The sequence below is a fragment of the Clostridium aromativorans genome (assembly GCF_020908015.1).
GTDB lineage: Bacteria > Bacillota > Clostridia > Clostridiales > Clostridiaceae > Clostridium_B > Clostridium_B aromativorans.
In genome coordinates, this window is sequence record NZ_JAJJPB010000012.1 from 84,442 (window position 1) to 107,240 (window position 22,799).

Sequence of the window (22,799 nt, forward strand, 5' to 3'; positions counted from 1 at the left end):
CTCCTAAGATCTTTTATTTTATTAAATTATACTATTTAAGCAAGTCTTGAAATTCTTTTGAATTTTTCACTGGTTCAAAATCTTTTTCATCTTTCGCTATATCCTTAACATCTGAAGACATATCTATAGCTATCTTAAGAAATTTAACCGTATTTTGAACATCTCCTCGCCTCCCATATATACTGGCTTTTCCATAATAACTCCAAATATATTTCTCTATTTCGAGATCTTTATCATACCAGTTAAGCGCATCATCATATTTGCCGTAAAGTTCATAGGCAAGCGCCTTATTAAATCGCGCATAGCCAAAATCAGGATTAAGTTCAAGAGCTTTATCTATATTTTTCATTCCTTCTTCATAGTTACCGCTGTAACAAAGTGCAATTCCTTTTATATTATAAGCCTTGTAGAATTCATTATTTTGACTTATAATCTCATTTGCTTTACCTATAGCTTTAGAATATTCTTTATTTCTAAAAAACTCCTCTGCAGTTTTACACTCTTCTTCCAATTTGTTGTGTTCGTTCTCTTTATTCTCAGCTGCACCAGTGTTATTATTGCTATCTTTTATCACAGTGTCCTGAGTGACATCTTTACGTGTATTTTCCAATGCAGCTTTATTTTTATTATTCCAATATGAAGTCTTCATAACCAAAACCACAGCAAAAATACATAAGATACAAAATATTATCACCTTAGTCTTTAGAGAAAATCTTCCAAATAATTTTGTACCTATGCCCTTCCTATTTTTATAAGCCATGTACTTTCCTCCTAAAAAACGCAAATAAGTATTTCAGAACAATTATCATCTGGAACACTTATCATTTATGCATTGACTATATGGTTATTTATATTATACTTTCTCTATGAGAAGTTTACAAGTTCAAATTATACCAATACATTCTTCTAATTGTATTAGTTTCACTTTTGATATTTAAGATCAATTATCTTTGACTTTAATGCTTTAACTGAATTGTCATCAAGACTATATAAAAACTTCATTATACATTTATTGTCCACATTGTGCCGCTGAACATCTCTATACCTTCCTGGTGATACTATAAGAACATCTGCATCATTTATAATCTTTATAATTTCCTGTTCATTTGCAGAATTAGTAAATTGAATGTCTATATTTCCAAGCCCGGCTTTTTCTAATGCACCCCTGGCTTTAAACATAAATTCATTCGAGATACATATAAATGCAAACTTAGTACCTTCAGAATACCTGGCAATCTTAACTATGGTTTCCAAATCTACATTTATTGCCACTCCTATTATTTCCTTTTGAAATCTTTTAGTCAATTTAACAACTTCATTGACATGATTAAAGGTTGCTATTATAACTTGACTCTTTTCTATAATTTTTTTAGTAGAATCACTTATATTTCTTATATCATCAAGAGTAAATGGAATTACATTCATATTTGTACTTTCCATGATCTGTTTGCTGAACATTCTGGATTGTTCAATATTACATTCCACATATACAGCAGTTATTTTACTCATAAGTTCTTTCTTTTCTCTTACTCTTTGAATCACAATTTCCAAAAACTCATTAGCATCCATCCCAGATTCTATTGCCTCTTCAAATCCAAGATCAATAAATTTCATTATTTTCTGCCTTATATCCTGAGCTTTCCAGGGATTAGCTTCCTCCGCCACAAAAGTTCCTCTTCCCTGATAGGACTTTAAGACCCCCTCTTGTTCTAATTCATCATAAGCTGTACTCACAGTATTTCTACTCACTTTAAGCTTTTCGGACAGTTCCCTTTCTGTAGGCATTTTCTCTCCTACTTTCAATTTACCCCGGTTTATCAAATTCATTATTGTCTTTTTTACCTGCAAATATAGTGGTATTTCACTGTCTTTATCTATTTTAATCTCTATAATCATCACCCCAAAATCACTAAATTAATAGCTTAAAACATTGCTTTACCTACAGAATACCATAATGCAGGGTAAAAATCAATTAGCTGTTTTGCATTAATTTACAATCTTCAGAAAAATCACTATAATGACCTTACTTGGAACTCATTAATTCCACAATTAGAAATTAAGCTTATTAAAAAGAGCAGATTTAAAACCTGCTCTTTTTAATTTGACGAAATCTCAATTAGAAATATAATATTTATCAATAGATTTAGCTATAGATTCTGCTATTTTATCTTGATATTCATCCTTAATCAATTTATTCTTTTCTTCAGCATTAGATAAAAAACCACATTCTATCAATACAGAAGGTATATCGTATTTGCATCTAAGTACCTTATATGAATTCAATGCGGCTTTTTCTTTTCTGTTATTGTTTTTATCTAAATCATTAATTAAATTGTTCTGAAGGATAGCAGCTAGTTTTTTACTATTTTCATTTTTTGAATACCATACCTGTGCCCCATAATATTTAGATTGAGGAAACATATTCAAGTGTATGCTTATAAACATATCACATTTTGTACTTTCTTTCAATTTACATCTGTTATTTAAATCCTCAATTTTTTTCTTTCTAACTCTACCTTCTTCAGTATAAAGACCATTGTCCCCTTCTCTAGTCATAAATATTTTATAACCTCTTTTTGTTAACTTATTCTTAAGTTTATTACTTATTTTTAAATTTATTTCCTTTTCCATCACTCCATCTTTTGATACCGCACCGCTGTCAATACCTCCATGTCCAGGATCTATGAGAATTATATTTTTATTATCGCATCCAGCAGCAGTGTCATAGCTTCCTAAAACCCTGGCAGAACTGAAAATATCAATACTAAATGTAAGTAATAATATTAACAATATAGTAAAATTGGTTTTTTTCTCCTTCATACCACTTATATCAACTCCTTATAATAGTCTGAAAGCTTTACTATATATCTTTACCTACATCTTTAAGAAATATTAATAAAATTTACACTAAATTAAAAAGCTTCTAGAGATAAAAGTAAGAATACCTTTTACCTCTAGAAGCTTAGACATAATTCCATTATCTCTTTGAAAATTGTGGAGCTCTTCTGGCCTTTTTAAGACCATATTTCTTTCTCTCTTTCATTCTAGGATCTCTAGTTAAAAAGCCTGCTTTTTTAAGTTCTAATCTTAAATTTTCATCTGCTTTCAACAGCGCTCTTGATATGCCATGTCGTATAGCTCCAGCCTGGCCAGTAAAGCCTCCACCATGAACATTCACCAGAACATCAAACTTACCGGCAGTTGAAGTTAATTCAAATGGTTGATTAACTATAACTCTTAAAGTTTCCAATCCAAAATAATCTTCTATACTTCTTTTATTTATAATTACTTTACCCTCTCCAGGTACAAGTCTAACTCTTGCTATTGATTCTTTTCTTCTTCCTGTTCCGCAATATTGAACTTTAGCCATTTTTTATCCTCCCTTCAGTCTCCAATTAATATCTTAATTCCAATACTTCTGGCTTCTGAGCCTCATGATTGTGCTCACTGCCTCTGTATACCTTCAACTTTTTCAACATCTGTCTTCCAAGTACTCCTTTTGGAAGCATTCTTCTGACAGCTTCTTGAAATACAAATTCAGGTTTTTTTGTCAATGCATCTCTATAGGGAATTTCTTTTAGTCCACCTGGATATAATGTGTGATGTCTCAGCATTTTTTGATCCAGTTTTTTCCCAGTCAGAACTACTTTCTCAGCATTTATTATTATTACAAAATCTCCCGTATCCACATGTGGTGTAAATATAGGCTTATTTTTACCTCTCAATATGGATGCAACTTGACTCGCTACTCTTCCAAGTGGTTTTCCCGCAGCATCGACAATGTACCATTTTCTTTCAATCTCATTGGGTTTTGCTATATATGATTTCATCTTTCCCGTTAAAAAATAACGGTTCTCAACTCCTCTCTTAATTAACTTCTCTTTTAATTTAATAATTTTAATACACGCTTCTCTATAGAAAGATCCGGGGCTAGTGGATCCTTTATAATCAAAATTACAAACATTTATATTATAATACAATGATCCTGGCGTGTCAATTAATAAAACACCTTCTCAAGACAAAGACCCCTTGCTGGAACAGGTTTACCTGCCCTTGATCTGTCCTTTGATTCCAAAATATATTTCACATCCTCGGGTTTAAATCTTCCCACTCCTACTTCCAAAAGAGTTCCCACCATTATCCTTACCATATTATACAAAAATCCATTTCCTATTACATTGAATTTAATCAATTTTCCCTCTTGTACAACTGTCATTTCACTTATAGTTCTAACAGAAGATCTCACTGAACCTCCTTTTTTCTTAAAAGCAGAAAAATCATGCATTCCCAAAAAATATTTACATGCTATTTTAATCTTTTCTATATCCAATTTTCTTCTAAAATAGTAGACATATTGTCTTCCTATAACAGGCCTGTTGTTCCCTGTTATTATAGTATAGACATATTTTTTGCCTATACTGTGAAATCTGGCATGGAAATTATCATCCATTCTTTCGGATTTTAGTACAACTATGTCTTCTGGAAGTACTCCATTCAATACCATTTTAAAGTTAGTTGCAGGTATTTTACTGTCCGTAAAAAAATTACACACAAATTCTTTAGCATGAACTCCCGCATCAGTTCTACTGGAACCTATGGTTTCTGAGAAACTACCTGTAGTTTCTCTAATTGCATCTTCCAGCTTTTCCTGAACAGTAACAGCATTTTTTTGTCTCTGCCAACCAGAATAATTGGTACCATCGTATTGTATTGTCAATTTAATATTTTTCATCAATGCCACCACATTCTACCTAGTACAGAAATAAATACTAATACTGCAGTGCATGCTGATGCTATAAAATCTCTATTGGTCAATTTAAGCTGTTTCATTCTGGTCCTGCCTTCTCCACCTCTATAACATCTGGCCTCCATAGCCATGGCCAATTCATCTGCCCGCCTAAAAGAGCTTATAAAAAGTGGAACTAAAATTGGTACAAGACTTTTAGCTCTCTGAATAATACTTCCTGACTGAAAATCTGCTCCTCTTGCCATCTGTGCTTTCATTATTTTATCCGTTTCATCCATTAAAGTAGGTATAAATCTGAGAGCAATAGTCATCATCATAGCTAGCTCATGAGCAGGTACACCTATTTTTTTCATCGGATTTAAAAGTTTTTCTATGCCATCAGTCAATTCAATTGGAGATGTAGTCAATGTTAGAAGCGATGTTCCCACAATTAAAAATATAAGTCTGATAGTCATAAATGCAGCCATAATCAATCCTTCTCTATATACAACTAAAAACTTCCATTTAAATATTGGTGGATTGACTCCGCCGGTCATAAACATATTTAATATTGCAGTTATAAGTACCAAAATAAATATGGGCTTAAGCCCTCTATATATATATACAAATTGTACCCTAGATACAAGTATTGAAATTACAGTAAATGCTACTATAAATATATACCCTTTAAAGCTGTTCACTATAAACAAATCCACAATATATATTAAAGATATCAATATCTTAACTCTCGGATCCAATTTATGAACAAAAGAATCTCCAGGTATATACTGTCCTATCGTAATATCTTTAATCATTTGCCAGCTCTCCTAACTTTTATTCAGTATTTTAAGCAGTTCTTCTTTTGCTTGCTCTACAGTAAACACATCTTTTGATATATTAATTCCCTTTTCCCTAAGCTTTTTTACCATATAAGTTACTTGCGGTACTGCAAGCCCCACATTTTCTAAAACATCAACTCTATTAAAAACTTTTGCTGGTGATCCATCCAATATACACTTTCCCTTATTCATTACTATTATTCTATCTGCAAGTTTAGCTACATCTTCCATACTATGTGACACAAGTATTATAGTCATATTGTATTCATCATGTAAACTCCTTATTTCTCCTAGGATATCATCTCTTCCCTTGGGATCAAGGCCTGCAGTAGGTTCATCTAGTATAAGTACTTTAGGTTCCATAGCAACTACTCCAGCTATGGCAACTCTTCTTTTCTGTCCGCCACTTAATTCAAAAGGAGATTTGTCCTTATACTCTTCATATTCTAGCCCAACCATATTCATAGCTCTTTTTACTCTTTTAACTATATCATCATTGGTTAATCCCAAATTCTTAGGCCCAAAAGCAATATCTTTTTCTATGGTTTCTTCAAACAATTGGTATTCTGGATATTGAAATACAAGTCCAACTTTTTTTCTGATAAAATTCAAATTGATCTTTTTTTCGGTAATATCCACACCATCTATTATGATCTTTCCTGAAGTTGGTTTTAAAAGACCATTTATGTGCTGAATAAGTGTAGATTTTCCTGAGCCGGTGTGTCCTATAAGAGCAACAAATTCTCCATCTTTAATTTCAATATCTATATTATCCAATGCCTTTTTTTCAAAAGGCGAACCTTTCATATATACATGAGTTAAATTTTCTATTTTAATTGACATAATTCACTCACCATCTCATCTATAGTTAATATATCGGTTCTAATATTGACTCCACTATTTCTGAGTTCATAAGCTAATTCAGTTATCTGAGGCACATCAAGTCCAATATCTTTCATTTTAGCTACTTGACTAAATATATTTCTCGGAGAACCCTCCATTATAATTTTACCTTTATCCATGACAATTATCCTATCAGCATCAACTGCTTCCTCCATATAATGAGTAATAAGAATCACAGTCATACCATACTTACTGTTTATCTCTTTTATTGTATTCAGTACTTCCTTCCTACCTGAAGGATCCAACATTGCAGTAGATTCATCAAATATTATACAATCCGGTCTCATAGCAAGTACCCCAGCAATAGCTACTCTTTGTTTCTGCCCTCCTGAAAGCAAATGAGGTGCATGTTTTCTATATTCATACATATGTACTCTTTTTAAACATTCATTAACTCTCAATCTTATTTCCTCAGGTGGCACACCTAAATTTTCCGGTCCAAAAGCAACATCTTCTTCCACAATAGTTGCAACTATCTGATTATCGGGATTTTGAAAAACCATTCCTGCTTTATTTCTAATACTCCAGGTATTTTTCTCATCTGACGTATCCAACCCCTCTACATACACTTTACCGCTAGTTGGATTTAACAACGCATTCATATGCTTTGCTATGGTAGACTTTCCCGAACCATTTCTTCCCAAAATCACAAGAAATTCTCCCTTTTCTACTTGAAGACTAACGTCATCTATGGCAAATTTAGAATTCCCCTTATCACTGTCCTCATACCTATATTTTACTTTTTCACATAATATCATCTTTTTTTCCATAGAAACACCTCGCTAATTGGATAAGCGCTTTAATATCATAATAGAAAAACAGGGATTAAGCTAACTTACTTAATCCCTCCATATTCCCTCCATATTATACTAACTCTAGTATAACTAACTCAGCTCCATCGCCTCTTCTTGGACCTATTTTATACATTCTGGTGTAACCGCCATTTCTTTCAGCATACTTAGGAGCTATATCAGTAAATAAATTTTTTACAACTTCTTCTTCAGTTACGAAAGAAAGTACTTGTCTCCTAGCATGAAGATCTCCTCTTTTGGCAAGAGTTATCATTTTTTCTGCTATATTTCTCGTTTCCTTCGCCCTTGTTCCCGTTGTCTGTATCTTTCCATGTTTAAGAAAACTAGTAACAAGATTTCTAAGCATAGCTCTTCTTTGATCAGATGGTCGCCCTAACTTACGGTACTGTGCCATTTATATCCCTCCTTACTACTGTTGTTATTAAATAATCCTATCAGAATTTATCTCCAAATTTTTAATCTTCGTTTTGCTTTAGCGATAATCCCAGAGCATCAAGTTTTTGTTCAACTTCTTCTAAGGACTTTTTACCTAAGTTTCTAACTTTCATCATATCATCCATAGTTCGCTCAGTTAATTCCTGTACTGTATTTATGCCAGCTCTTTTTAAACAATTATAGCTTCTTACAGAAAGCTCTAACTCCTCTATTGCCATCTCAAGGACTTTTTCTTTCTTATCTTCTTCTTTTTCAACCATTATCTCTACATTATTAGCATGATCAGTTAAAGTCATGAATAACTTAAAATGCTCTATAAGAATTTTAGCAGATAAACTTACAGCCTCATCCGGCAATATAGTTCCATTTGTCCACACTTCCAAGGACAATTTATCGTAATCAGTTATCTGGCCAACTCTCGTATTTTCTACAGCAAAATTAACTCTTCTAATAGGTGTATATATTGAATCTACAGGGATTGTACCTATTGGCATATTTTCAGATTTATTTCTTGCCTGAGAAACATATCCCCTACCGCTATTTACGGTAATTTCTATATAGAGCTTAGCATCTTCATCCAGAGTAGCTATATGTAAATCTTTATTGATTATTTCGACATCGCCATCTGTCCTTATATCTCCCGCTATAACTTCTCCTGGGCCCTGAGCATCTATATATATTGTTTTAGGACCTTCTCCATTCATTTTTAAAGCTAATTCCTTTATATTTAAGATTAGCTCTGCTACATCTTCCTTTACCCCACGTACAGTTGAAAACTCATGAAGCACACTATCTATTTTTATATAGTTAGCAGCCACTCCTGGAAGTGAAGAGAGAAGAATCCTTCTAAGTGCATTTCCAAGAGTAATACCATAACCTCTCTCCAGCGGTTCTACTACAAATTTTCCGTAGCTACCATCTTCGCTAGTTTCAACACATTCAATTTTGGGTTTTTCTATTTCTAACATGAATATAACCCTCCTTCTATTTATCTAATAATGTATCCTCGAGGGCAACTGATTCTATATTAATTACTTACTGTACAACTCTACTATTAATGTTTCATTAACAGGGACATCTATTTCATCTCTTGATGGTTCTCTAATAACCTTTCCCTGAAAGTTCTCTATATCTCCTTCTAACCAAGCTGGTAAAGTTTTAGGATTTTCTGCAAAAGTTTTAAATTTTTCTGATGTTTTGCTCTTATCATTCACAGTTATTACATCATTAATTGACACTTTAAAAGAAGGAATATTTACCTTCTTACCATTAACTAAGAAATGACCATGAGTTACTAATTGTCTAGCCTCTGATCTTGACTGACCATAGCCAAGTTTGTAAACTATATTATCGAGTCTTGTTTCAAGCAAAACCAATAAGTTTTCACCTGTTATACCCTTTTTCATATCAGCTTTTTCATAGTATCTTCTAAACTGTCCTTCTAATATTCCATATATTCTCTTAGCTTTCTGTTTCTCTCTTAATTGCAGGCCATAGTTTGATATTTTCTTTCTTCCCTGCCCATGCTGTCCCGGTGCATACCCTCTTCTTGAAAATGCACATTTATCTGTATAACATCTATCGCCTTTGAGGAATAGTTTTAAACCCTCTCTCCTGCAAAGTCTACATACTGACCCAGTATATCTTGCCATTAAAATTTACACCTCCTATTACTAAACTCTTCTTCTCTTTGGTGGTCTACATCCATTATGCGGTATTGGAGTTACATCTTTAATTAAAGTAACTTCAAGTCCTGCTGCTTGGAGTGATCTTATTGCCGCTTCTCTGCCCGCACCTGGCCCTTTTACATATACTTCAATACTCCTCAATCCATGTTCCATAGCTGCCTTAGCTGATGTTTCAGCTGCCATTTGTGCAGCAAATGGCGTACTTTTTCTAGAACCTTTAAATCCTAAACCGCCTGCACTGGCCCAAGATAAAGTATTTCCAGCAGCATCTGTAATAGTAACTATTGAGTTATTAAAAGTTGATCTTATATGTGCACAGCCATGTTCAACATTTTTTTTCTCTTTTTTTCTTCTGGTAGTCTTTTTAACTTTTCCAGCTGCCATCTTTTCCCTTGCCTCCTTATTATTTTACTAACCTCTTTTTAGCTCCTACTATTTTCTTAGGTCCTTTTCTAGTTCTCGCATTTGTCTTAGTTTTTTGCCCTCTAACTGGCAGACCCTTCCTATGTCTTATTCCTCTATATGAACCTATTTCTACTAATCTCTTTATATTGAGAGCAACTTCTCTTCTTAAATCCCCCTCAATCCTTAAATTTTTTATATAATTTCTCAGCGAGTTAATTTCCTCTTCTGTTAAATCCTTAACTCGGGTATCTGGATTGACATTAGCTTCTTTTAGGATTTTTTGAGAAGTAGGTAACCCTATACCATATATATAAGTGAGACCTATCTCAACTCTTTTTTCCTTTGGTAGGTCAATACCTGCTATTCTTGCCATTAAAATTTACACCTCCTGAGTATCTAATGGATAAAGATTTATTTATATTTATTATATAAAGTTTTAAAGTCAGCAGAATATATAAAATATTTTGCTGCAGCCGCACTTTAAAACATGATTAGCGTAAAATTTACATTATAAAATATCAATTTAGCACATTATTTGTTCTATCTATATAATATACATTTTATACTTAGCCTCATTTTTAACTAATTTATCCCTGTTTTTGTTTATGCTTAGGGTTTTCACATATAACCATTACTCTTCCCTTTCGCTTTATGATCTTACATTTTTCACACATAGGCTTAACTGATGGCCTTACTTTCATCGCTAACCCTCCCCTCAATCACTTTGCCCTCCAGGTTATTCTTCCCCTAGTTAGATCATATGGGGAAAGTTCTACTGTAACCTTGTCACCTGGAAGTATTCTTATAAAATTCATTCTCAATTTACCCGATATATGTGCCAATATTTTATGTCCGCTCTCTAATTCTACTTCAAACATTGCATTGGGCAAAGCCTCCAAGACAGTACCCTGCATTTCAATAACATCATCTTTTGACATAAGGTAATCAAACCTCCTTGTTATTGCTGACTGCGAAACCATTCTTTAATATCACTTCTAGTATATTATAAAGATAATATTATACTCTTTTAATTTACATTAGTCAATACTCCATTATTGAATACTTCAAAAATGAATTTTTACACTACACCTGTAGCAACAATAATCACTCAACTTCAACAATATTTCTGTCTACAGCCTCTTTGAAATTCTATCCAACCCTTCAATAGTTTATTCTACATTTCACCAACTTATCATATAATGCCTCATAACTAGACAATATAACCTTCTAGAACATTTTTATTTGTGAATATCTTTCAAAACATCTTTTATATTCTGAAAAACTTGATCTATTTCACCAGTCCCATTCACTGTAGAAAGTACATCCTGGGCTTCATAATAGTCAATCAAGGGTTCAGTCTGCTTGTCATACACATCCAACCTACTTTTAACAGTGGCTTCGGTATCATCTTTCCTCTGTACAATGTCATTATGACACACATCACATTTTCCCTCTACTTTAGGTGGATTAAATTTTATATGATAGCTTGCACCACAAGATGGGCAAACCCTTCTTCCCGTTATCCTATTAAGAATCAAGTCTTTAGGAACATCAATAAGAAGAGCTACATCTATCCTTCCCCCTGTATTACTCAGAAATAAATCTAAAGCTTTGGCTTGAGTTACTGTCCTTGGAAATCCATCTAGCAAAAACCCTTTTTTACAGTCATCCACAGCCAATCTATTTTTCATCATACTTATAGTAATTTCATCAGGTACTAATTTTCCTTCATCTAAATATTTTTTAGCCTCAACCCCAAGGGAAGTTTTTTCTGAAATATTCTTTCTAAATATATCACCAGTAGATATATGTGGTATAAAATACCTCTCGCTGATAAATTTAGCCTGAGTTCCCTTTCCTGCTCCCGGAGGTCCTAATAAGATTATCTTCAAATAGCATCATCTCCAAAATAATTTATTAATTCAAAAATCCACGATAATGACGCACTAACAGCTGGGATTCTATCTGCCTTACAGTCTCAATAGCAACATTCACTATGATAAGCAATCCTGTTCCACCAAAATATATACCTTTAAAATTAGTATAGGTTTCTGCTATTATAGGTGATATAGCCACTATGCCGGCAAAAGCTCCTCCTAAAAATGATACTCTAGCCAAAACCCTTTCTATGAATATGGTTGTTGGTTCTCCTGGTCTTATTCCCGGTATAAACCCAGATGATTTATTCATATTCTCAGCCATTTCCTCCGGCTTAAGAGTAACTTCGGTATAAAACCAAGTGAAAAAAATTGTCAATAAGAAATACAGCACCGAATATTGCCAATTGCTCTCTTTAAATGGACTAAATGAGCTTACTGTTATAAAGTTATTAAAAGCAGAATCAGGCCAAAACTGACCTATAGTAGCTGGAAACTGCATAACCGATATGGCAAATATAATTCCAATAACAGCTGCTCCATTTACATTAATGGGGATATGCGTTGACTGTCCCTTATACATTCTACCACCATTGGTTTTGCCAGCATATTGTATTGGGATTCTTCTTTCAGCCAAACTCATGAGTACAACTGCTATAAACAGTATAATTATTGCCGCTCCAAATCCTATTAATTCCACAAAATTAACCGTTCCAACTTGCTGAAGATTAAATATACTGGATACAGCAGACGGAAACCTCGAAATAATATTTACAAATATTATAAGAGAAATTCCGTTTCCAATGCCATGCTCCGTGATTCTATCACCAAGCCACATGAGAAAAGTCGATGCCACAGTTACAGTAAATATTATCATAATTATATTTATTTTATTAGATGGATCTACCAGCGCACCAGCTCTACTTATTATAGCATATATGCTAAAGCCTTGAATTACTCCAAGTGGTATTGATGCATATCTTGTATATTCCTGTATTTTCTTTCTTCCTTCCTCTCCCTCTTTAGACAATTGTTCTAAACGAGGTATAGCAACTGTAAGCAATTGAAATATAATGGAGGAATTGATAAAAGGGATAACTCCCATAGCAAATATACTAAATCTGCTAAATGCACCTCCTGCTAAAAGATCATAGAATCCAAATAACGATCCATTTTGAGTTAAATTAGTCAATTTAGTGGTATCAATCCCTGGAACAGGAATAAAATTACCCAACCTAAATACTACTACCATAAGTATAGTAAATATCAATCTCTTTCTAAGTTCAGGAACCTTCCAAGCATTACGTAAGGTCGATAGCACCTTATATCACCTCTACTTTTCCTCCAGCCGCTTCTATCTTTTCTGCTGCAGTTTTTGTAAATTTAGCTGCTTTTACCGTGAGCTTCTTTTTAAGCTCGCCATTTCCAAGTACCTTCAATCCATCTTTTGATCCTCTTATAATTCTCTTTTCTAAAAGTAATTCCGGTGTAACTTCTGTCCCATCTTCAAATATATTCAATCGTTCAACATTCAATTCAAAATACTCTTTTGCAAATATATTAGTGAAGCCCCTTTTAGGAAGTCTTCTATAAAGTGGCATTTGTCCGCCTTCAAATCCTATTCTCACTCCACCGCCAGATCTGGCTTTTTGACCTTTTTCACCTTTTCCGGCATTTCTTCCAAAACCTGAACCAGTACCTCTTCCAATTCTTTTACGTGATTTTCTTGAGCCTTCTGCTGGTTTTAACTCATGAAGTTTCATTTATACTTACACCTCCTCTGTACTATGCTTCTTCCACATCTAAAAGATAGCTAACTTTTTTGATCATGCCTCTTATCTGAGGAGTATCCTCTTGCTCTACAATCTTCCCTATTTTCTTTAATCCAAGAGCATTAACAGTAGCAATGTGATCTTTTTTTCTGCCTATTAAACTTTTCTTTAAAGTTATTTTAAGTTTAGCCAAGGTCATTCCCTCCTAACCTAAAATCTCTTCGACAGTTTTACCTCTAAGACTAGCTATATGTTCTGCTGTCTTTAGTTTTGATAAACCATCAATAGTAGCATTTACCATATTTCGTGGATTATTAGAACCCACTGATTTTGCTCTAACATCCTTTAATCCCGCAAGTTCAAGCACCGCTCTAGAAGGTCCACCTGCTATAATTCCAGTACCTTCAGGTGCTGTCATTATAAATACTTTTCCTGTTCCAAATTGACCTGTTATGTCGTGTGGCACTGTTGTACCGAAAATTGGTACATCAATTAAATTCTTTTTTGCATCTTCTATTCCTTTTCTAATTGCTTCGGGTATTTCTATAGATTTTCCCGTTCCCACTCCTACATGGCCATTTTCGTCGCCCACTACAACTAGAGCACTAAATCTAAAGTTTCTACCACCTTTAACAACTTTAGCAACTCTATTTATAAATACAACTTTTTCTTTAAGATTTAAAGTGCTAGGATCAATTCTCATTTACTTCCCTCCTCTTTTAAAATTCCAATCCAGCTTCTCTTGCTCCATCAGCTAAATTTTGTACTCTTCCATGGTATACATATCCACCTCTGTCAAAAACAACTCTTTTAATTCCTTTTTCCATAGCCTTTTTTGCTATAGCTTCTCCAACAACTTTTGCTGCTTCTTTATTACTCCCTATACCTTGAAAATCCTTATCCAAACTTGAAGCAGAAACTAGAGTTGCTCCCTTTATATCATCTATTATTTGAGCATATATATTCTTATCACTTCTGTATACCGAAAGTCTTGGTCTTTCAGTTGTTCCAAAAATCTTTTTACGAACTTTAAGATGACGTTTTTCCCTCAACTTTTTTCTATCATCTTTTTTAAACATAAGGTTCACTCCTTTCTACTACTTCTTACCAGTTTTCCCTTCTTTACGCCTTATAACTTCATCTTCATATTTAATACCTTTTCCTTTATAAGGCTCAGGTTTTCTCCATGATCTTATATTTGCCGAAACATACCCTACTAATTCCTTGTCAATACCTTTAACTACAATTTTTGTAGCAGCCGGTGTCTCAAAAGTTATGCCTTCAATTGATTCTATTTCAACTGGATGGGAATATCCTAAATGTAGAACTAATTTTTTACCCTGTAATTGAGCTCTATATCCAACACCTACTAATTCCAGCGTTTTTGAATATCCCTCAGTTACGCCAATAATCATATTATTTATCAATGCTCTTGTAAGTCCATGCAGAGCTTTAGTTTGTTTTTCATCATCATTTCTCTTACATATTACTGTATTGTCTTCCAAAGTTATATTTATGTCTTTTCTCATAGCTTTAACAAGCTGGCCCTTAGGCCCTTTTACAGTAACAACGTTATCTGGCGTTACTGTAACGGTGACACCACTTGGAACAGCTATTGGAAGCCTTCCTATTCTTGACATCATTACACCTCCTGTATTACTCATAGGTTGGTAACAACTATCGTCGATCGTTGCTACTCTTTTTATATTCCACATAAATCTTATCTCACATTAAAATGAACTACCATATGTAGCATAGTACTTCTCCGCCCACACCTAATTTTCTTGCTTCTTTATCAGTAACAATCCCTCGGGAAGTGGATATCACTGCAATTCCAAGACCATTTAACACTTTAGGGATTTCTTCCTTTCTGCAATAAACTCTTAACCCTGGTTTAGATATCCTCTTGAGTCCAGTTATAACTCTCTCTTTATTTTTACCATATTTCATGGAAAATCTTATCATATTAACAGAACCATCCGCATATTCCTCTATATCCTTTATATATCCTTCTTGAAGCATTATATTCAATATTTCCCTCTTAATAACTGAAGAAGGTACTTCTACCACCTCATGCCTAACAACATTTGCATTTCTTATACGTGTAAGTAAATCTGCTATAGGATCAGTCATTACCATTTATTGTGCCTCCTTTCATCAATAACTAACATTTTACCAACTTGCTTTTCTACATCCAGGTATTTCACCCTTATATGCCAATTCTCTAAAACATATACGACATATACCATATTTCTTAAGTACTGCATGGGGCCTACCACATATTCTGCATCTTGTATAGGCTCTAGTTGCATACTTAGGTTGTTTCTTCCATTTCTCTATTAAAGCTTTACGTGCCATATTTTTCCCTCCTTATCTTTGAGCAAATGGCATCCCGAGGAATTTAAGTAATTCCCTTGCTTCTTCATCAGTATTAGCCGTAGTAACAAAGACTACATCCATGCCCCTTACTTTATCTATTTTATCATACTCTATCTCAGGAAATATTAACTGTTCTTTAATTCCCAATGAATAATTTCCTCTGCCATCAAAAGATTTATCCGAAACTCCCGAAAAATCTCTAACTCTAGGCAGTGCAACATTTATTAATTTATCTGCAAACTCATACATATACTGCTTCCTCAAAGTAACTTTACATCCTATAGGCATATTTTCTCTTATCTTAAAATTTGCTATGGATTTCTTCGCTCTAGTCAATACTGGCTTTTGACCCGTAATTATAGCAAGATCATTTACTGCTGATTCTAAGACTTTCGGATTGTCTTTGGCTTCTCCTACACCCATATTAATAACCACTTTTTCAAGTCTTGGTACTTGCATAACATTGGTATATTTAAACTTCTCCATTAAAGCAGGAGCTACTTCTTTTTTATATTTTTCCTGTAATCTCGAACTCATATTTTTGCCCTCCTTTCAAAGATTAGAATGTTTCTCCGCACTTTTTACATACTCTTACCTTTGTTCCATCTTCCAATATTTTATGACTTATTCTAGTCACATTTTTACACTTGTCACAGTACAACATAACCTTAGAGCTGTATATGGGAGCTTCTTTATGAATTATACCACCTTCCATATTCTGCTTATTTGGTTTTTGATGTTTTGAAACTATATTGACACCCTTGACAATAACTTTTCCCACTTTAGGCATCACTGACAGAACTTCTCCTGTCTTTCCTTTGTCTTTACCTGATATTACCATAACCGTATCCTTTTTTCTAACATGCACTTTTGCCATTATAGCCACCTCCTCATCTATAAAACTTCAGGCGCTAACGATAATATTTTCGTAAAATCTTTATCCCTTAGCTCTCTTGCAACTGGTCCGAATATACGAGTCCCTCTTGGCTGCTTATCATCTTTTATTATAACAGCAGCATTTTCATCAAATTTTATATATGAACCGTCTGTTCTTCTAAGTCCTCTCACAGATCTCACAATAACAGCCCTCACAATTTCTCCTTTTTTAACAACACCGCCTGGTGTTGCATTTTTAACACTGGCAACTATTATATCGCCGATATTTCCCCATTTTCTATTGGAGCCGCCTAAAACTCTTACACACATAATTTCCTTAGCACCGGAATTATCTGCAACTTTCAATAATGTCTGTTGTTGAATCATTGAAAACCCTCCTTTCAGCTATTCTACTATTTAGCCTTTTCCACTATTTCTACAAGTCTCCATCTTTTATCTTTAGATAAAGGTCTTGTTTCCATTATCAATACTCTATCATTATTTTTAGCTTCATTTTTTTCATCATGAGCCTTAAATTTAGTAGTTCTGTTGACTGTTTTACCATATAACGGATGACGAACTTTTGTCTCAACTGCAACTACTATAGTCTTATCCATTTTATCGGAAATAACTCTTCCTACTCTTGTCTTTCTATATCCTCTTTCCACAGAATAAACCTCCTTTCAGCCTACTGTTCTAACGATCTTAGTTCTTCTTCTCTGAGAATGGTTTTAATTTGGGCTATAGACTTTTTAACTTCCTTTATCCTCATGGGATTTTCCAGCTGGCCTGTAGCTAATTGAAATCTCAAATTAAACAATTCAGATTTAAGATCCAGTACCTTAGCTTGTAAATCTTGAGGACTGTTTTCTCTCAATTCTTTCAATTCTCTAGCCTTCATTGCTTTCACCACCCACTTCTTCAAAATCTTTTCTTGTGACGAACTTAGTTTTTATAGGCAATTTATGTGATGCAAGTCTCATTGCTTCTCTTGCTATTTCTTCAGATACACCTGACAATTCAAACAATACTCTGCCTGGCTTAACAACTGCCACCCAATATTCCGGTGCTCCTTTACCAGAACCCATACGTGTCTCAGCAGGTTTTTGAGTAATTGGCTTATCTGGGAAAATCTTTATCCAAAGTTTTCCTCCTCTTTTTATATATCTATTTATAGCTACTCTGGCTGCTTCTATTTGGCTAGCAGTTATCCACGCACATTCTGTAGCCTGTATAGCATAATCACCATATGCTATAAAGTTGCCCCTTGTAGCTTTGCCTTTCATTCTACCACGCTGCACTTTACGATGCTTAACCCTTTTAGGCATTAACATAATCCTATTCCTCCTTCCTATGCATTAGCTTTTTTCTTATCCTCAACAGATTTTTTAGTTGGAAGTATCTCTCCTTTATATACCCATACTTTTACACCAATTTTCCCATATGTTGTATCTGCCTCTGCAAATCCATAATCTATATCAGCTCTTAATGTCTGAAGCGGAATTGTTCCATCATGGTAGGATTCAGCTCTTGCAATTTCAGCTCCCCCAAGCCTACCGGAACATGTAATTTTGACTCCCTTAACACCAGATTTCATTGATCTCTGTATAGTTTGCTTCATAGCTCTTCTAAAAGATATTCTCTTTTCCAGCTGTAGTGCTACATTTTCTGCCATAAGCTGGGCATCAGCTTCTGCAACTTTTACTTCAACTATATTTATCAATATAGTTTTACCTTCAACTATTTTCTGAAGCTGAGATTTTAAAGCTTCAATCCCTTGACCGCCTTTACCTATTATCATTCCAGGTTTAGCTGTAAATATATTTAATTTAACTCTTTTAGCTGCTCTTTCAATCTGAATTTTTGAAACTCCAGCTACAGCAGTTTTTTTCTTTACAAATGTCCTAATTTTATTATCTTCAATCAGATTATCTGCAAAATTTTTTTTATCTGCATACCATTTAGCATCCCAGTCTTTAATTACACCAACTCTTAAGCCATGTGGATGTACTTTCTGTCCCATCTAGTTCCCTCCTTTTTACTCTCTTTCCTTAACTATTAAAGTTATGTGACTGCTTCTTTTATTTATTCTAAATGCTCTTCCCTGAGCATGTGCTTGAAATCTCTTTAACGTTGGACCCTCGCAGGCATACGCTTCTGAAATATACAAATTATCCTTATCTAAATCCAAATTATTCTCTGCATTTGCAACTGCCGATTTCAAAAGCTTATTGACCACTACCGCTCCATCTTTTGGAGTATATTTCAATATGGCAAAAGCCTCATTTACATTTTTTCCTCTAATTAAATCAAGTACAATTCCTACTTTCATTGAGGACATTCTTACGTATCTAGCTATAGCCTTAGCTTCCATTTGTACACTACCTCCTTCCTAGTCCCCTATTGTTGAGCAACACTAGTTGTCTTTTCAGTCTTATCAACTTTTTCAGCAGAGTGTCCTCTGTATGTTCTGGTTAATGCAAATTCCCCTAATTTATGTCCAACCATATCTTCTGATATATACACTGGGACATGTTTCCTTCCATCATGCACTGCTATAGTATGGCCTATCATCTGAGGAAATATCGTTGAACTTCTCGACCATGTCTTTATAACCTTTTTTTCACCATTTTTATTTAACTCATTTATCTTCTTTAAAAGTGATTCCTGTACATAAGGTCCCTTTTTAACTGATCTACTCACTTTTTAGCCTCCCTTCATAAAATATATAACTAATTATGAAACTATTTTTATATTAAAATAAGCAATAAATTAAACCAGTGAAGAGAATGTACATTCTCTTCAAACTATTTACTATTTCTCCCTTTTACCATAAGTTTATCTGAATATTTATTATGCTTTCTGGTTTTAAATCCAAGAGCAGGTTTCCCCCAAGGAGTAAGTGGTCCTGGGTGTCCTACTGGTGCTTTACCTTCACCACCACCATGTGGATGGTCATTAGGATTCATTACAGAACCTCTGACTGTTGGCCTTATTCCCATATGTCTTTTTCTTCCTGCCTTACCTATGTTGACTATCTCATGAGTTAAATTGGAAACTGTTCCTATAGTCGCTCTACATTCTATTCTTACATGTCTCATCTCACCGCTTGGAAGTCTCAATGTAGCATACTTGCCTTCCTTAGCCATAAGTTGTGCAGAGGCACCTGCAGATCTTACAAGCTGTGCTCCTTTCCCAACTTGTAATTCTACGTTGTGAATTATCGTACCAACAGGTATATTTGAGAGTGGAAGACAATTTCCAATCTTTATATCCGCATCCGATCCAGATACTATTATATCTCCAACCTTTAAACCCACTGGAGCTATTATGTATCTTTTTTCTCCGTCCACATAGGCTACAAGAGCTATAAATGCTGATCTATTAGGATCATATTCTATTGTAGCTACCTTCGCTGGTATTCCATCCTTATTCCTTTTAAAATCTATTACTCTATATTTTTGTTTTGTACCGCCACCTATATGGCGAACTGTTATTTTACCGTAAGCATTTCTACCACCGCTTCTCTTTAAAGCCACTAGAAGTGATTTCTCTGGCATATCTGTAGTTATCTCCTCAAATGCATTTACTGTCATATGTCTTCTTGAAGGTGTGGTAGGCTTAAATCCTTTAATTGCCATAACGGTATTCCCTCCCTTTTTTCGCTTATCTGGATTTCTCCAATAACTGCTTCATTCATTGCTTTATTTACTGCTGCATTCCTTCAAAAAATTCTATAGTCTTACTGTCTTCTGTAAGTTTAACAATGGCCTTCTTATAATCAGGTCGTTTTCCAATATGAACACCAACTCTTTTTTTCTTTCCCACATATCTTGCTGTATTTACAGTTTCAACAGTCACATCAAATACATCTTCTACAGCCTTTTTTATCATTAATTTATTGGCATGTATATCAACTATAAAGGTATATTTTTTATCATTCATGCAGCCCATGCTTTTTTCTGTTATAACAGGTCTTTTTATGATATCATAATTAGTATATTTCATTATGCATACACCTCCTCAATCTTTGATACAGCATCCTTAGTTATCATAAGTTTGTCAAATTTTAATATATCATACACGTTTAAATTATTAACAGGAATAACTGATACTCCTGGTATATTTCTCGCTGATCTGTATACATTTTGATTTGATTCAACTGTAACAATCAATGTTTTTTTTGCGTCAAATACATTCAACAATTTTACTATTTCCTTTGTTTTTGGAACATCTATCTCCAAATTATCCAGGACTACCATTTCGTTCTCTTCAACCTTACTGGATAAAGCTGATTTCATAGCTACTTTTCTAACTGATTTTGGAACTGAAATTCTATAATCCCTTGGCTTCACTGCAAAAACTATACCACCGTGAATCCACTGAGGAGCTCTTATAGATCCCTGCCTTGCTCTACCAGTTCCTTTTTGTCTCCAAGGTTTAATTCCACCGCCAGAAACTTCAGCTCTAGTTTTCGCTGACTGTGTTCCCTGTCTCTTATTTGCAAGTTGTGCTACCACTACTTGATGGAGAGCATATTGATTCACTCTAGTTCCAAATACATTATCTGATAATTCAAATTCTCCAATTTTTTGTCCTTCTTTATTAAATAATCCTACATTAGGCATTCTGCATCCTCCTTTCTATTAAAATCAAGCCTTAACAGTATTTCTTATCATTACAAAACTTTTATTAGGCCCTGGTATTCCACCTTTTATTAAAATAACATTTTTTTCAGGAATAACTTTCGCAACTTGTAAATTTAATACCGTGACATTTTTATTGCCCATATGTCCCGGCATTTTCATATTTTTAAAAGTTCTAGATGGATCAGACGAAGCTCCCATCGAACCAACAGCCCTATGAAATTTTGAACCATGTGACATTGGCCCCCTTTGAGCATTCCATCTTCTTATAGTACCCTGAAATCCCTTACCTTTTGAAACTCCTGACACATCTACCTTATCACCTTCAACAAATACATCTACCTTTATTTCCTGTCCGGTTTCATATTTGTCTGCATCATCAACTTTAAACTCTTTTATAAATCTTTTTAGCGGAACACCTGCTTTAGCAAAATGACCCCTTAACGGTTTGTTAACAAGCTTTTCTCTTATATCATTAAATCCCACCTGTATAGCATTATATCCATCTTTTTCTACTGTTTTTTTCTGAACAACTACACAAGGACCTGCTTCAATAACTGTAACAGGAATTACCTTCCCACTTTCATCAAATATCTGGGTCATTCCGAGTTTTTTACCCAGTATAGCCTTCTTCATTTAAATACACCTCCTAAACGTATTAGCGGATCGCATAAACGGTCATAATAGTCAGTAATAATTCTTAATTTATAATTTAATCTCTATATCTACGCCCGCCGGTAAGTCCAATCTCATCAAAGCATCAACAGTTTTAGGTGATGGACTTATTATATCTATAAGCCTTTTGTGAGTCCTTATCTCAAACTGTTCTCTTGAATCCTTATATTTATGTGGAGCCCTTAAGATTGTAACTACATCTTTTTCAGTCGGCAGTGGTACTGGTCCCGCTACCTTTGCTCCCGTGGATTTAGCAGTTTCCACTATTCTCTCAGATGATTGATCCAATATGGTATGATCAAAAGCCTTCAATCTTATTCTTATTTTCTGTTTTGCCATTATTATTTCCCTCCTTTTCATGCACGCTATGCTCCTTACGTACAACAGCGGACACATTCTGTAAACTGTACCAGGCGTTTCATTTAATTTACGCAAAGTGACCTTTTACAAAAGCACCGTCACCTGGTTCAAGACCATGGCATACTCAATCAAGAATTACCCGGAAGTCCGGCAACCTCTTGCTTCATCGCTGTTATAACATCACAACCACTTAATTATACAATAAATTTCTATTTCTGACAAGTGACAAATATAAAATTTATAAAGAAGGGAAGGGCATTTATATACCCTTTCCTTCTTTGTTAAAAAACTACAGTAATTTACACCTATTACTCAACTATTTTAGTTACGACACCAGAACCAACTGTTCTTCCGCCTTCTCTTATTGCAAACCTCAACCCTTCATGCATTGCTACCGGTGTTATGA

At 34.2% G+C, this 22,799-nt stretch carries 40 protein-coding genes; all 40 read right to left on the reverse strand.

Translation table 11 applies throughout. The features are described 5' to 3' along the window. Positions 1-31: 31 nt before the first annotated feature. Positions 32-760 carry a tetratricopeptide repeat protein gene (locus tag LN736_RS10650; RefSeq protein ID WP_150355391.1) on the reverse strand — a complete coding sequence of 243 codons (729 nt, stop codon included), beginning with the start codon at positions 758-760 and terminating at the stop codon, positions 32-34. 161 nt (positions 761-921) lie between these two features. Next, positions 922-1,896: a GntR family transcriptional regulator gene (locus LN736_RS10655; RefSeq protein WP_150355392.1), complete on the reverse strand. Its 975-nt coding sequence runs from the start codon at positions 1,894-1,896 to the stop codon at positions 922-924. Positions 1,897-2,112: 216 nt separating this feature from the next. After that, positions 2,113-2,820 (reverse strand): N-acetylmuramoyl-L-alanine amidase CwlD, encoded by a 708-nt coding sequence (gene cwlD / locus LN736_RS10660; protein WP_150355393.1) that lies wholly within the window; start codon positions 2,818-2,820, stop codon positions 2,113-2,115. Positions 2,821-2,977: 157 nt separating this feature from the next. After that, on the reverse strand, positions 2,978-3,370 hold the full coding sequence (rpsI, locus tag LN736_RS10665; RefSeq protein ID WP_150355394.1) for a 30S ribosomal protein S9: 393 nt from the start codon (positions 3,368-3,370) through the stop codon (positions 2,978-2,980). 25 nt (positions 3,371-3,395) lie between these two features. Next, positions 3,396-3,830, reverse strand: a complete 435-nt coding sequence (rplM, locus tag LN736_RS10670; protein WP_229981519.1) for a 50S ribosomal protein L13 — start codon at positions 3,828-3,830, stop codon at positions 3,396-3,398. A 167-nt stretch (positions 3,831-3,997) separates the two neighbouring features. Next, positions 3,998-4,732 carry a tRNA pseudouridine(38-40) synthase TruA gene (truA, locus tag LN736_RS10675; RefSeq protein ID WP_150355396.1) on the reverse strand — a complete coding sequence of 245 codons (735 nt, stop codon included), beginning with the start codon at positions 4,730-4,732 and terminating at the stop codon, positions 3,998-4,000. After that, on the reverse strand, positions 4,732-5,541 hold the full coding sequence (locus tag LN736_RS10680; protein ID WP_150355397.1) for an energy-coupling factor transporter transmembrane component T family protein: 810 nt from the start codon (positions 5,539-5,541) through the stop codon (positions 4,732-4,734). Before LN736_RS10680 ends, truA begins: the two co-directional genes overlap by 1 nt. A gap of 12 nt (positions 5,542-5,553) precedes the next feature. Further along, positions 5,554-6,408: an energy-coupling factor transporter ATPase gene (locus LN736_RS10685; protein WP_150355398.1), complete on the reverse strand. Its 855-nt coding sequence runs from the start codon at positions 6,406-6,408 to the stop codon at positions 5,554-5,556. Continuing rightward, positions 6,393-7,238, reverse strand: coding sequence for an energy-coupling factor transporter ATPase (locus LN736_RS10690; RefSeq protein WP_150355399.1), 846 nt, complete (start codon positions 7,236-7,238; stop codon positions 6,393-6,395). The genes LN736_RS10685 and LN736_RS10690 overlap by 16 nt, the downstream gene beginning before the upstream one ends. A gap of 94 nt (positions 7,239-7,332) precedes the next feature. Next, complete coding sequence (gene rplQ, locus LN736_RS10695) at positions 7,333-7,674, reverse strand: 50S ribosomal protein L17 (RefSeq protein ID WP_150355400.1); 342 nt, start codon at positions 7,672-7,674, stop codon at positions 7,333-7,335. 61 nt (positions 7,675-7,735) lie between these two features. Beyond that, a complete protein-coding gene (locus LN736_RS10700) occupies positions 7,736-8,683 on the reverse strand; it encodes a DNA-directed RNA polymerase subunit alpha (protein WP_229981520.1) in 948 nt (315 codons plus the stop codon). 63 nt (positions 8,684-8,746) lie between these two features. After that, positions 8,747-9,367: a 30S ribosomal protein S4 gene (gene rpsD, locus LN736_RS10705; protein ID WP_150355402.1), complete on the reverse strand. Its 621-nt coding sequence runs from the start codon at positions 9,365-9,367 to the stop codon at positions 8,747-8,749. 21 nt (positions 9,368-9,388) lie between these two features. Beyond that, the gene (gene rpsK, locus LN736_RS10710) at positions 9,389-9,787 is read right to left on the reverse strand and encodes a 30S ribosomal protein S11 (protein WP_150355403.1); all 399 of its coding nucleotides are present in this window, start codon (positions 9,785-9,787) and stop codon (positions 9,389-9,391) included. 19 nt (positions 9,788-9,806) lie between these two features. After that, a complete protein-coding gene (gene rpsM, locus LN736_RS10715; RefSeq protein ID WP_150355404.1) occupies positions 9,807-10,181 on the reverse strand; it encodes a 30S ribosomal protein S13 in 375 nt (124 codons plus the stop codon). A 214-nt stretch (positions 10,182-10,395) separates the two neighbouring features. After that, complete coding sequence (rpmJ, locus tag LN736_RS10720; RefSeq protein ID WP_007062395.1) at positions 10,396-10,509, reverse strand: 50S ribosomal protein L36; 114 nt, start codon at positions 10,507-10,509, stop codon at positions 10,396-10,398. Positions 10,510-10,527: 18 nt separating this feature from the next. Beyond that, positions 10,528-10,746 carry a translation initiation factor IF-1 gene (gene infA, locus LN736_RS10725; protein ID WP_011988826.1) on the reverse strand — a complete coding sequence of 73 codons (219 nt, stop codon included), beginning with the start codon at positions 10,744-10,746 and terminating at the stop codon, positions 10,528-10,530. Positions 10,747-11,046: 300 nt separating this feature from the next. Further along, a complete protein-coding gene (locus LN736_RS10730) occupies positions 11,047-11,700 on the reverse strand; it encodes an adenylate kinase (protein ID WP_150355405.1) in 654 nt (217 codons plus the stop codon). 25 nt (positions 11,701-11,725) lie between these two features. Next, positions 11,726-13,006: a preprotein translocase subunit SecY gene (gene secY, locus LN736_RS10735; protein WP_150355406.1), complete on the reverse strand. Its 1,281-nt coding sequence runs from the start codon at positions 13,004-13,006 to the stop codon at positions 11,726-11,728. Position 13,007: 1 nt separating this feature from the next. Then, positions 13,008-13,448: a 50S ribosomal protein L15 gene (gene rplO / locus LN736_RS10740; protein ID WP_150355407.1), complete on the reverse strand. Its 441-nt coding sequence runs from the start codon at positions 13,446-13,448 to the stop codon at positions 13,008-13,010. A 22-nt stretch (positions 13,449-13,470) separates the two neighbouring features. Further along, positions 13,471-13,650 carry a 50S ribosomal protein L30 gene (gene rpmD / locus LN736_RS10745; RefSeq protein WP_150355408.1) on the reverse strand — a complete coding sequence of 60 codons (180 nt, stop codon included), beginning with the start codon at positions 13,648-13,650 and terminating at the stop codon, positions 13,471-13,473. A gap of 12 nt (positions 13,651-13,662) precedes the next feature. Beyond that, positions 13,663-14,160 carry a 30S ribosomal protein S5 gene (gene rpsE / locus LN736_RS10750; protein ID WP_150355409.1) on the reverse strand — a complete coding sequence of 166 codons (498 nt, stop codon included), beginning with the start codon at positions 14,158-14,160 and terminating at the stop codon, positions 13,663-13,665. 16 nt (positions 14,161-14,176) lie between these two features. Then, complete coding sequence (rplR, locus tag LN736_RS10755; protein ID WP_150355410.1) at positions 14,177-14,536, reverse strand: 50S ribosomal protein L18; 360 nt, start codon at positions 14,534-14,536, stop codon at positions 14,177-14,179. Between the two features lie 18 nt (positions 14,537-14,554). Next, positions 14,555-15,097: a 50S ribosomal protein L6 gene (gene rplF / locus LN736_RS10760; RefSeq protein ID WP_150355411.1), complete on the reverse strand. Its 543-nt coding sequence runs from the start codon at positions 15,095-15,097 to the stop codon at positions 14,555-14,557. Positions 15,098-15,197: 100 nt separating this feature from the next. After that, entirely contained in the window at positions 15,198-15,596 is a 399-nt protein-coding gene (gene rpsH / locus LN736_RS10765) for a 30S ribosomal protein S8 (RefSeq protein WP_229981521.1), read from the reverse strand. 33 nt (positions 15,597-15,629) lie between these two features. Beyond that, positions 15,630-15,815 carry a type Z 30S ribosomal protein S14 gene (locus LN736_RS10770; protein WP_150355413.1) on the reverse strand — a complete coding sequence of 62 codons (186 nt, stop codon included), beginning with the start codon at positions 15,813-15,815 and terminating at the stop codon, positions 15,630-15,632. 12 nt (positions 15,816-15,827) lie between these two features. Continuing rightward, positions 15,828-16,373: a 50S ribosomal protein L5 gene (gene rplE / locus LN736_RS10775; protein ID WP_150355414.1), complete on the reverse strand. Its 546-nt coding sequence runs from the start codon at positions 16,371-16,373 to the stop codon at positions 15,828-15,830. 22 nt (positions 16,374-16,395) lie between these two features. Next, complete coding sequence (gene rplX / locus LN736_RS10780; RefSeq protein ID WP_150355415.1) at positions 16,396-16,713, reverse strand: 50S ribosomal protein L24; 318 nt, start codon at positions 16,711-16,713, stop codon at positions 16,396-16,398. A 17-nt stretch (positions 16,714-16,730) separates the two neighbouring features. Continuing rightward, entirely contained in the window at positions 16,731-17,099 is a 369-nt protein-coding gene (rplN, locus tag LN736_RS10785; RefSeq protein WP_150355416.1) for a 50S ribosomal protein L14, read from the reverse strand. A 26-nt stretch (positions 17,100-17,125) separates the two neighbouring features. Further along, a complete protein-coding gene (rpsQ, locus tag LN736_RS10790; RefSeq protein WP_150355417.1) occupies positions 17,126-17,380 on the reverse strand; it encodes a 30S ribosomal protein S17 in 255 nt (84 codons plus the stop codon). A 20-nt stretch (positions 17,381-17,400) separates the two neighbouring features. Then, a complete protein-coding gene (rpmC, locus tag LN736_RS10795; RefSeq protein ID WP_150355418.1) occupies positions 17,401-17,613 on the reverse strand; it encodes a 50S ribosomal protein L29 in 213 nt (70 codons plus the stop codon). Beyond that, positions 17,603-18,046, reverse strand: a complete 444-nt coding sequence (gene rplP, locus LN736_RS10800) for a 50S ribosomal protein L16 (protein ID WP_150355419.1) — start codon at positions 18,044-18,046, stop codon at positions 17,603-17,605. The genes rpmC and rplP overlap by 11 nt, the downstream gene beginning before the upstream one ends. Before the next feature lie 17 nt (positions 18,047-18,063). Continuing rightward, entirely contained in the window at positions 18,064-18,735 is a 672-nt protein-coding gene (gene rpsC / locus LN736_RS10805) for a 30S ribosomal protein S3 (RefSeq protein ID WP_150355420.1), read from the reverse strand. Positions 18,736-18,750: 15 nt separating this feature from the next. After that, the gene (rplV, locus tag LN736_RS10810) at positions 18,751-19,086 is read right to left on the reverse strand and encodes a 50S ribosomal protein L22 (protein ID WP_150355421.1); all 336 of its coding nucleotides are present in this window, start codon (positions 19,084-19,086) and stop codon (positions 18,751-18,753) included. A gap of 26 nt (positions 19,087-19,112) precedes the next feature. After that, positions 19,113-19,415, reverse strand: a complete 303-nt coding sequence (gene rpsS / locus LN736_RS10815) for a 30S ribosomal protein S19 (RefSeq protein WP_150355422.1) — start codon at positions 19,413-19,415, stop codon at positions 19,113-19,115. A 104-nt stretch (positions 19,416-19,519) separates the two neighbouring features. Further along, positions 19,520-20,353, reverse strand: coding sequence for a 50S ribosomal protein L2 (gene rplB, locus LN736_RS10820; RefSeq protein WP_229981522.1), 834 nt, complete (start codon positions 20,351-20,353; stop codon positions 19,520-19,522). Positions 20,354-20,420: 67 nt separating this feature from the next. Continuing rightward, positions 20,421-20,720, reverse strand: coding sequence for a 50S ribosomal protein L23 (gene rplW, locus LN736_RS10825; protein ID WP_150355424.1), 300 nt, complete (start codon positions 20,718-20,720; stop codon positions 20,421-20,423). Continuing rightward, complete coding sequence (gene rplD / locus LN736_RS10830; protein ID WP_150355425.1) at positions 20,720-21,340, reverse strand: 50S ribosomal protein L4; 621 nt, start codon at positions 21,338-21,340, stop codon at positions 20,720-20,722. The genes rplW and rplD overlap by 1 nt, the downstream gene beginning before the upstream one ends. A 24-nt stretch (positions 21,341-21,364) precedes the next feature. Beyond that, positions 21,365-21,994, reverse strand: a complete 630-nt coding sequence (rplC, locus tag LN736_RS10835) for a 50S ribosomal protein L3 (protein WP_150355426.1) — start codon at positions 21,992-21,994, stop codon at positions 21,365-21,367. A gap of 69 nt (positions 21,995-22,063) precedes the next feature. Next, positions 22,064-22,375, reverse strand: a complete 312-nt coding sequence (gene rpsJ, locus LN736_RS10840) for a 30S ribosomal protein S10 (RefSeq protein ID WP_434735232.1) — start codon at positions 22,373-22,375, stop codon at positions 22,064-22,066. Positions 22,376-22,701: 326 nt separating this feature from the next. Next, a partial coding sequence (locus tag LN736_RS10845) for an EF-Tu C-terminal domain-related protein (RefSeq protein WP_407647149.1) occupies positions 22,702-22,799 on the reverse strand: 98 nt, incomplete at its 5' end.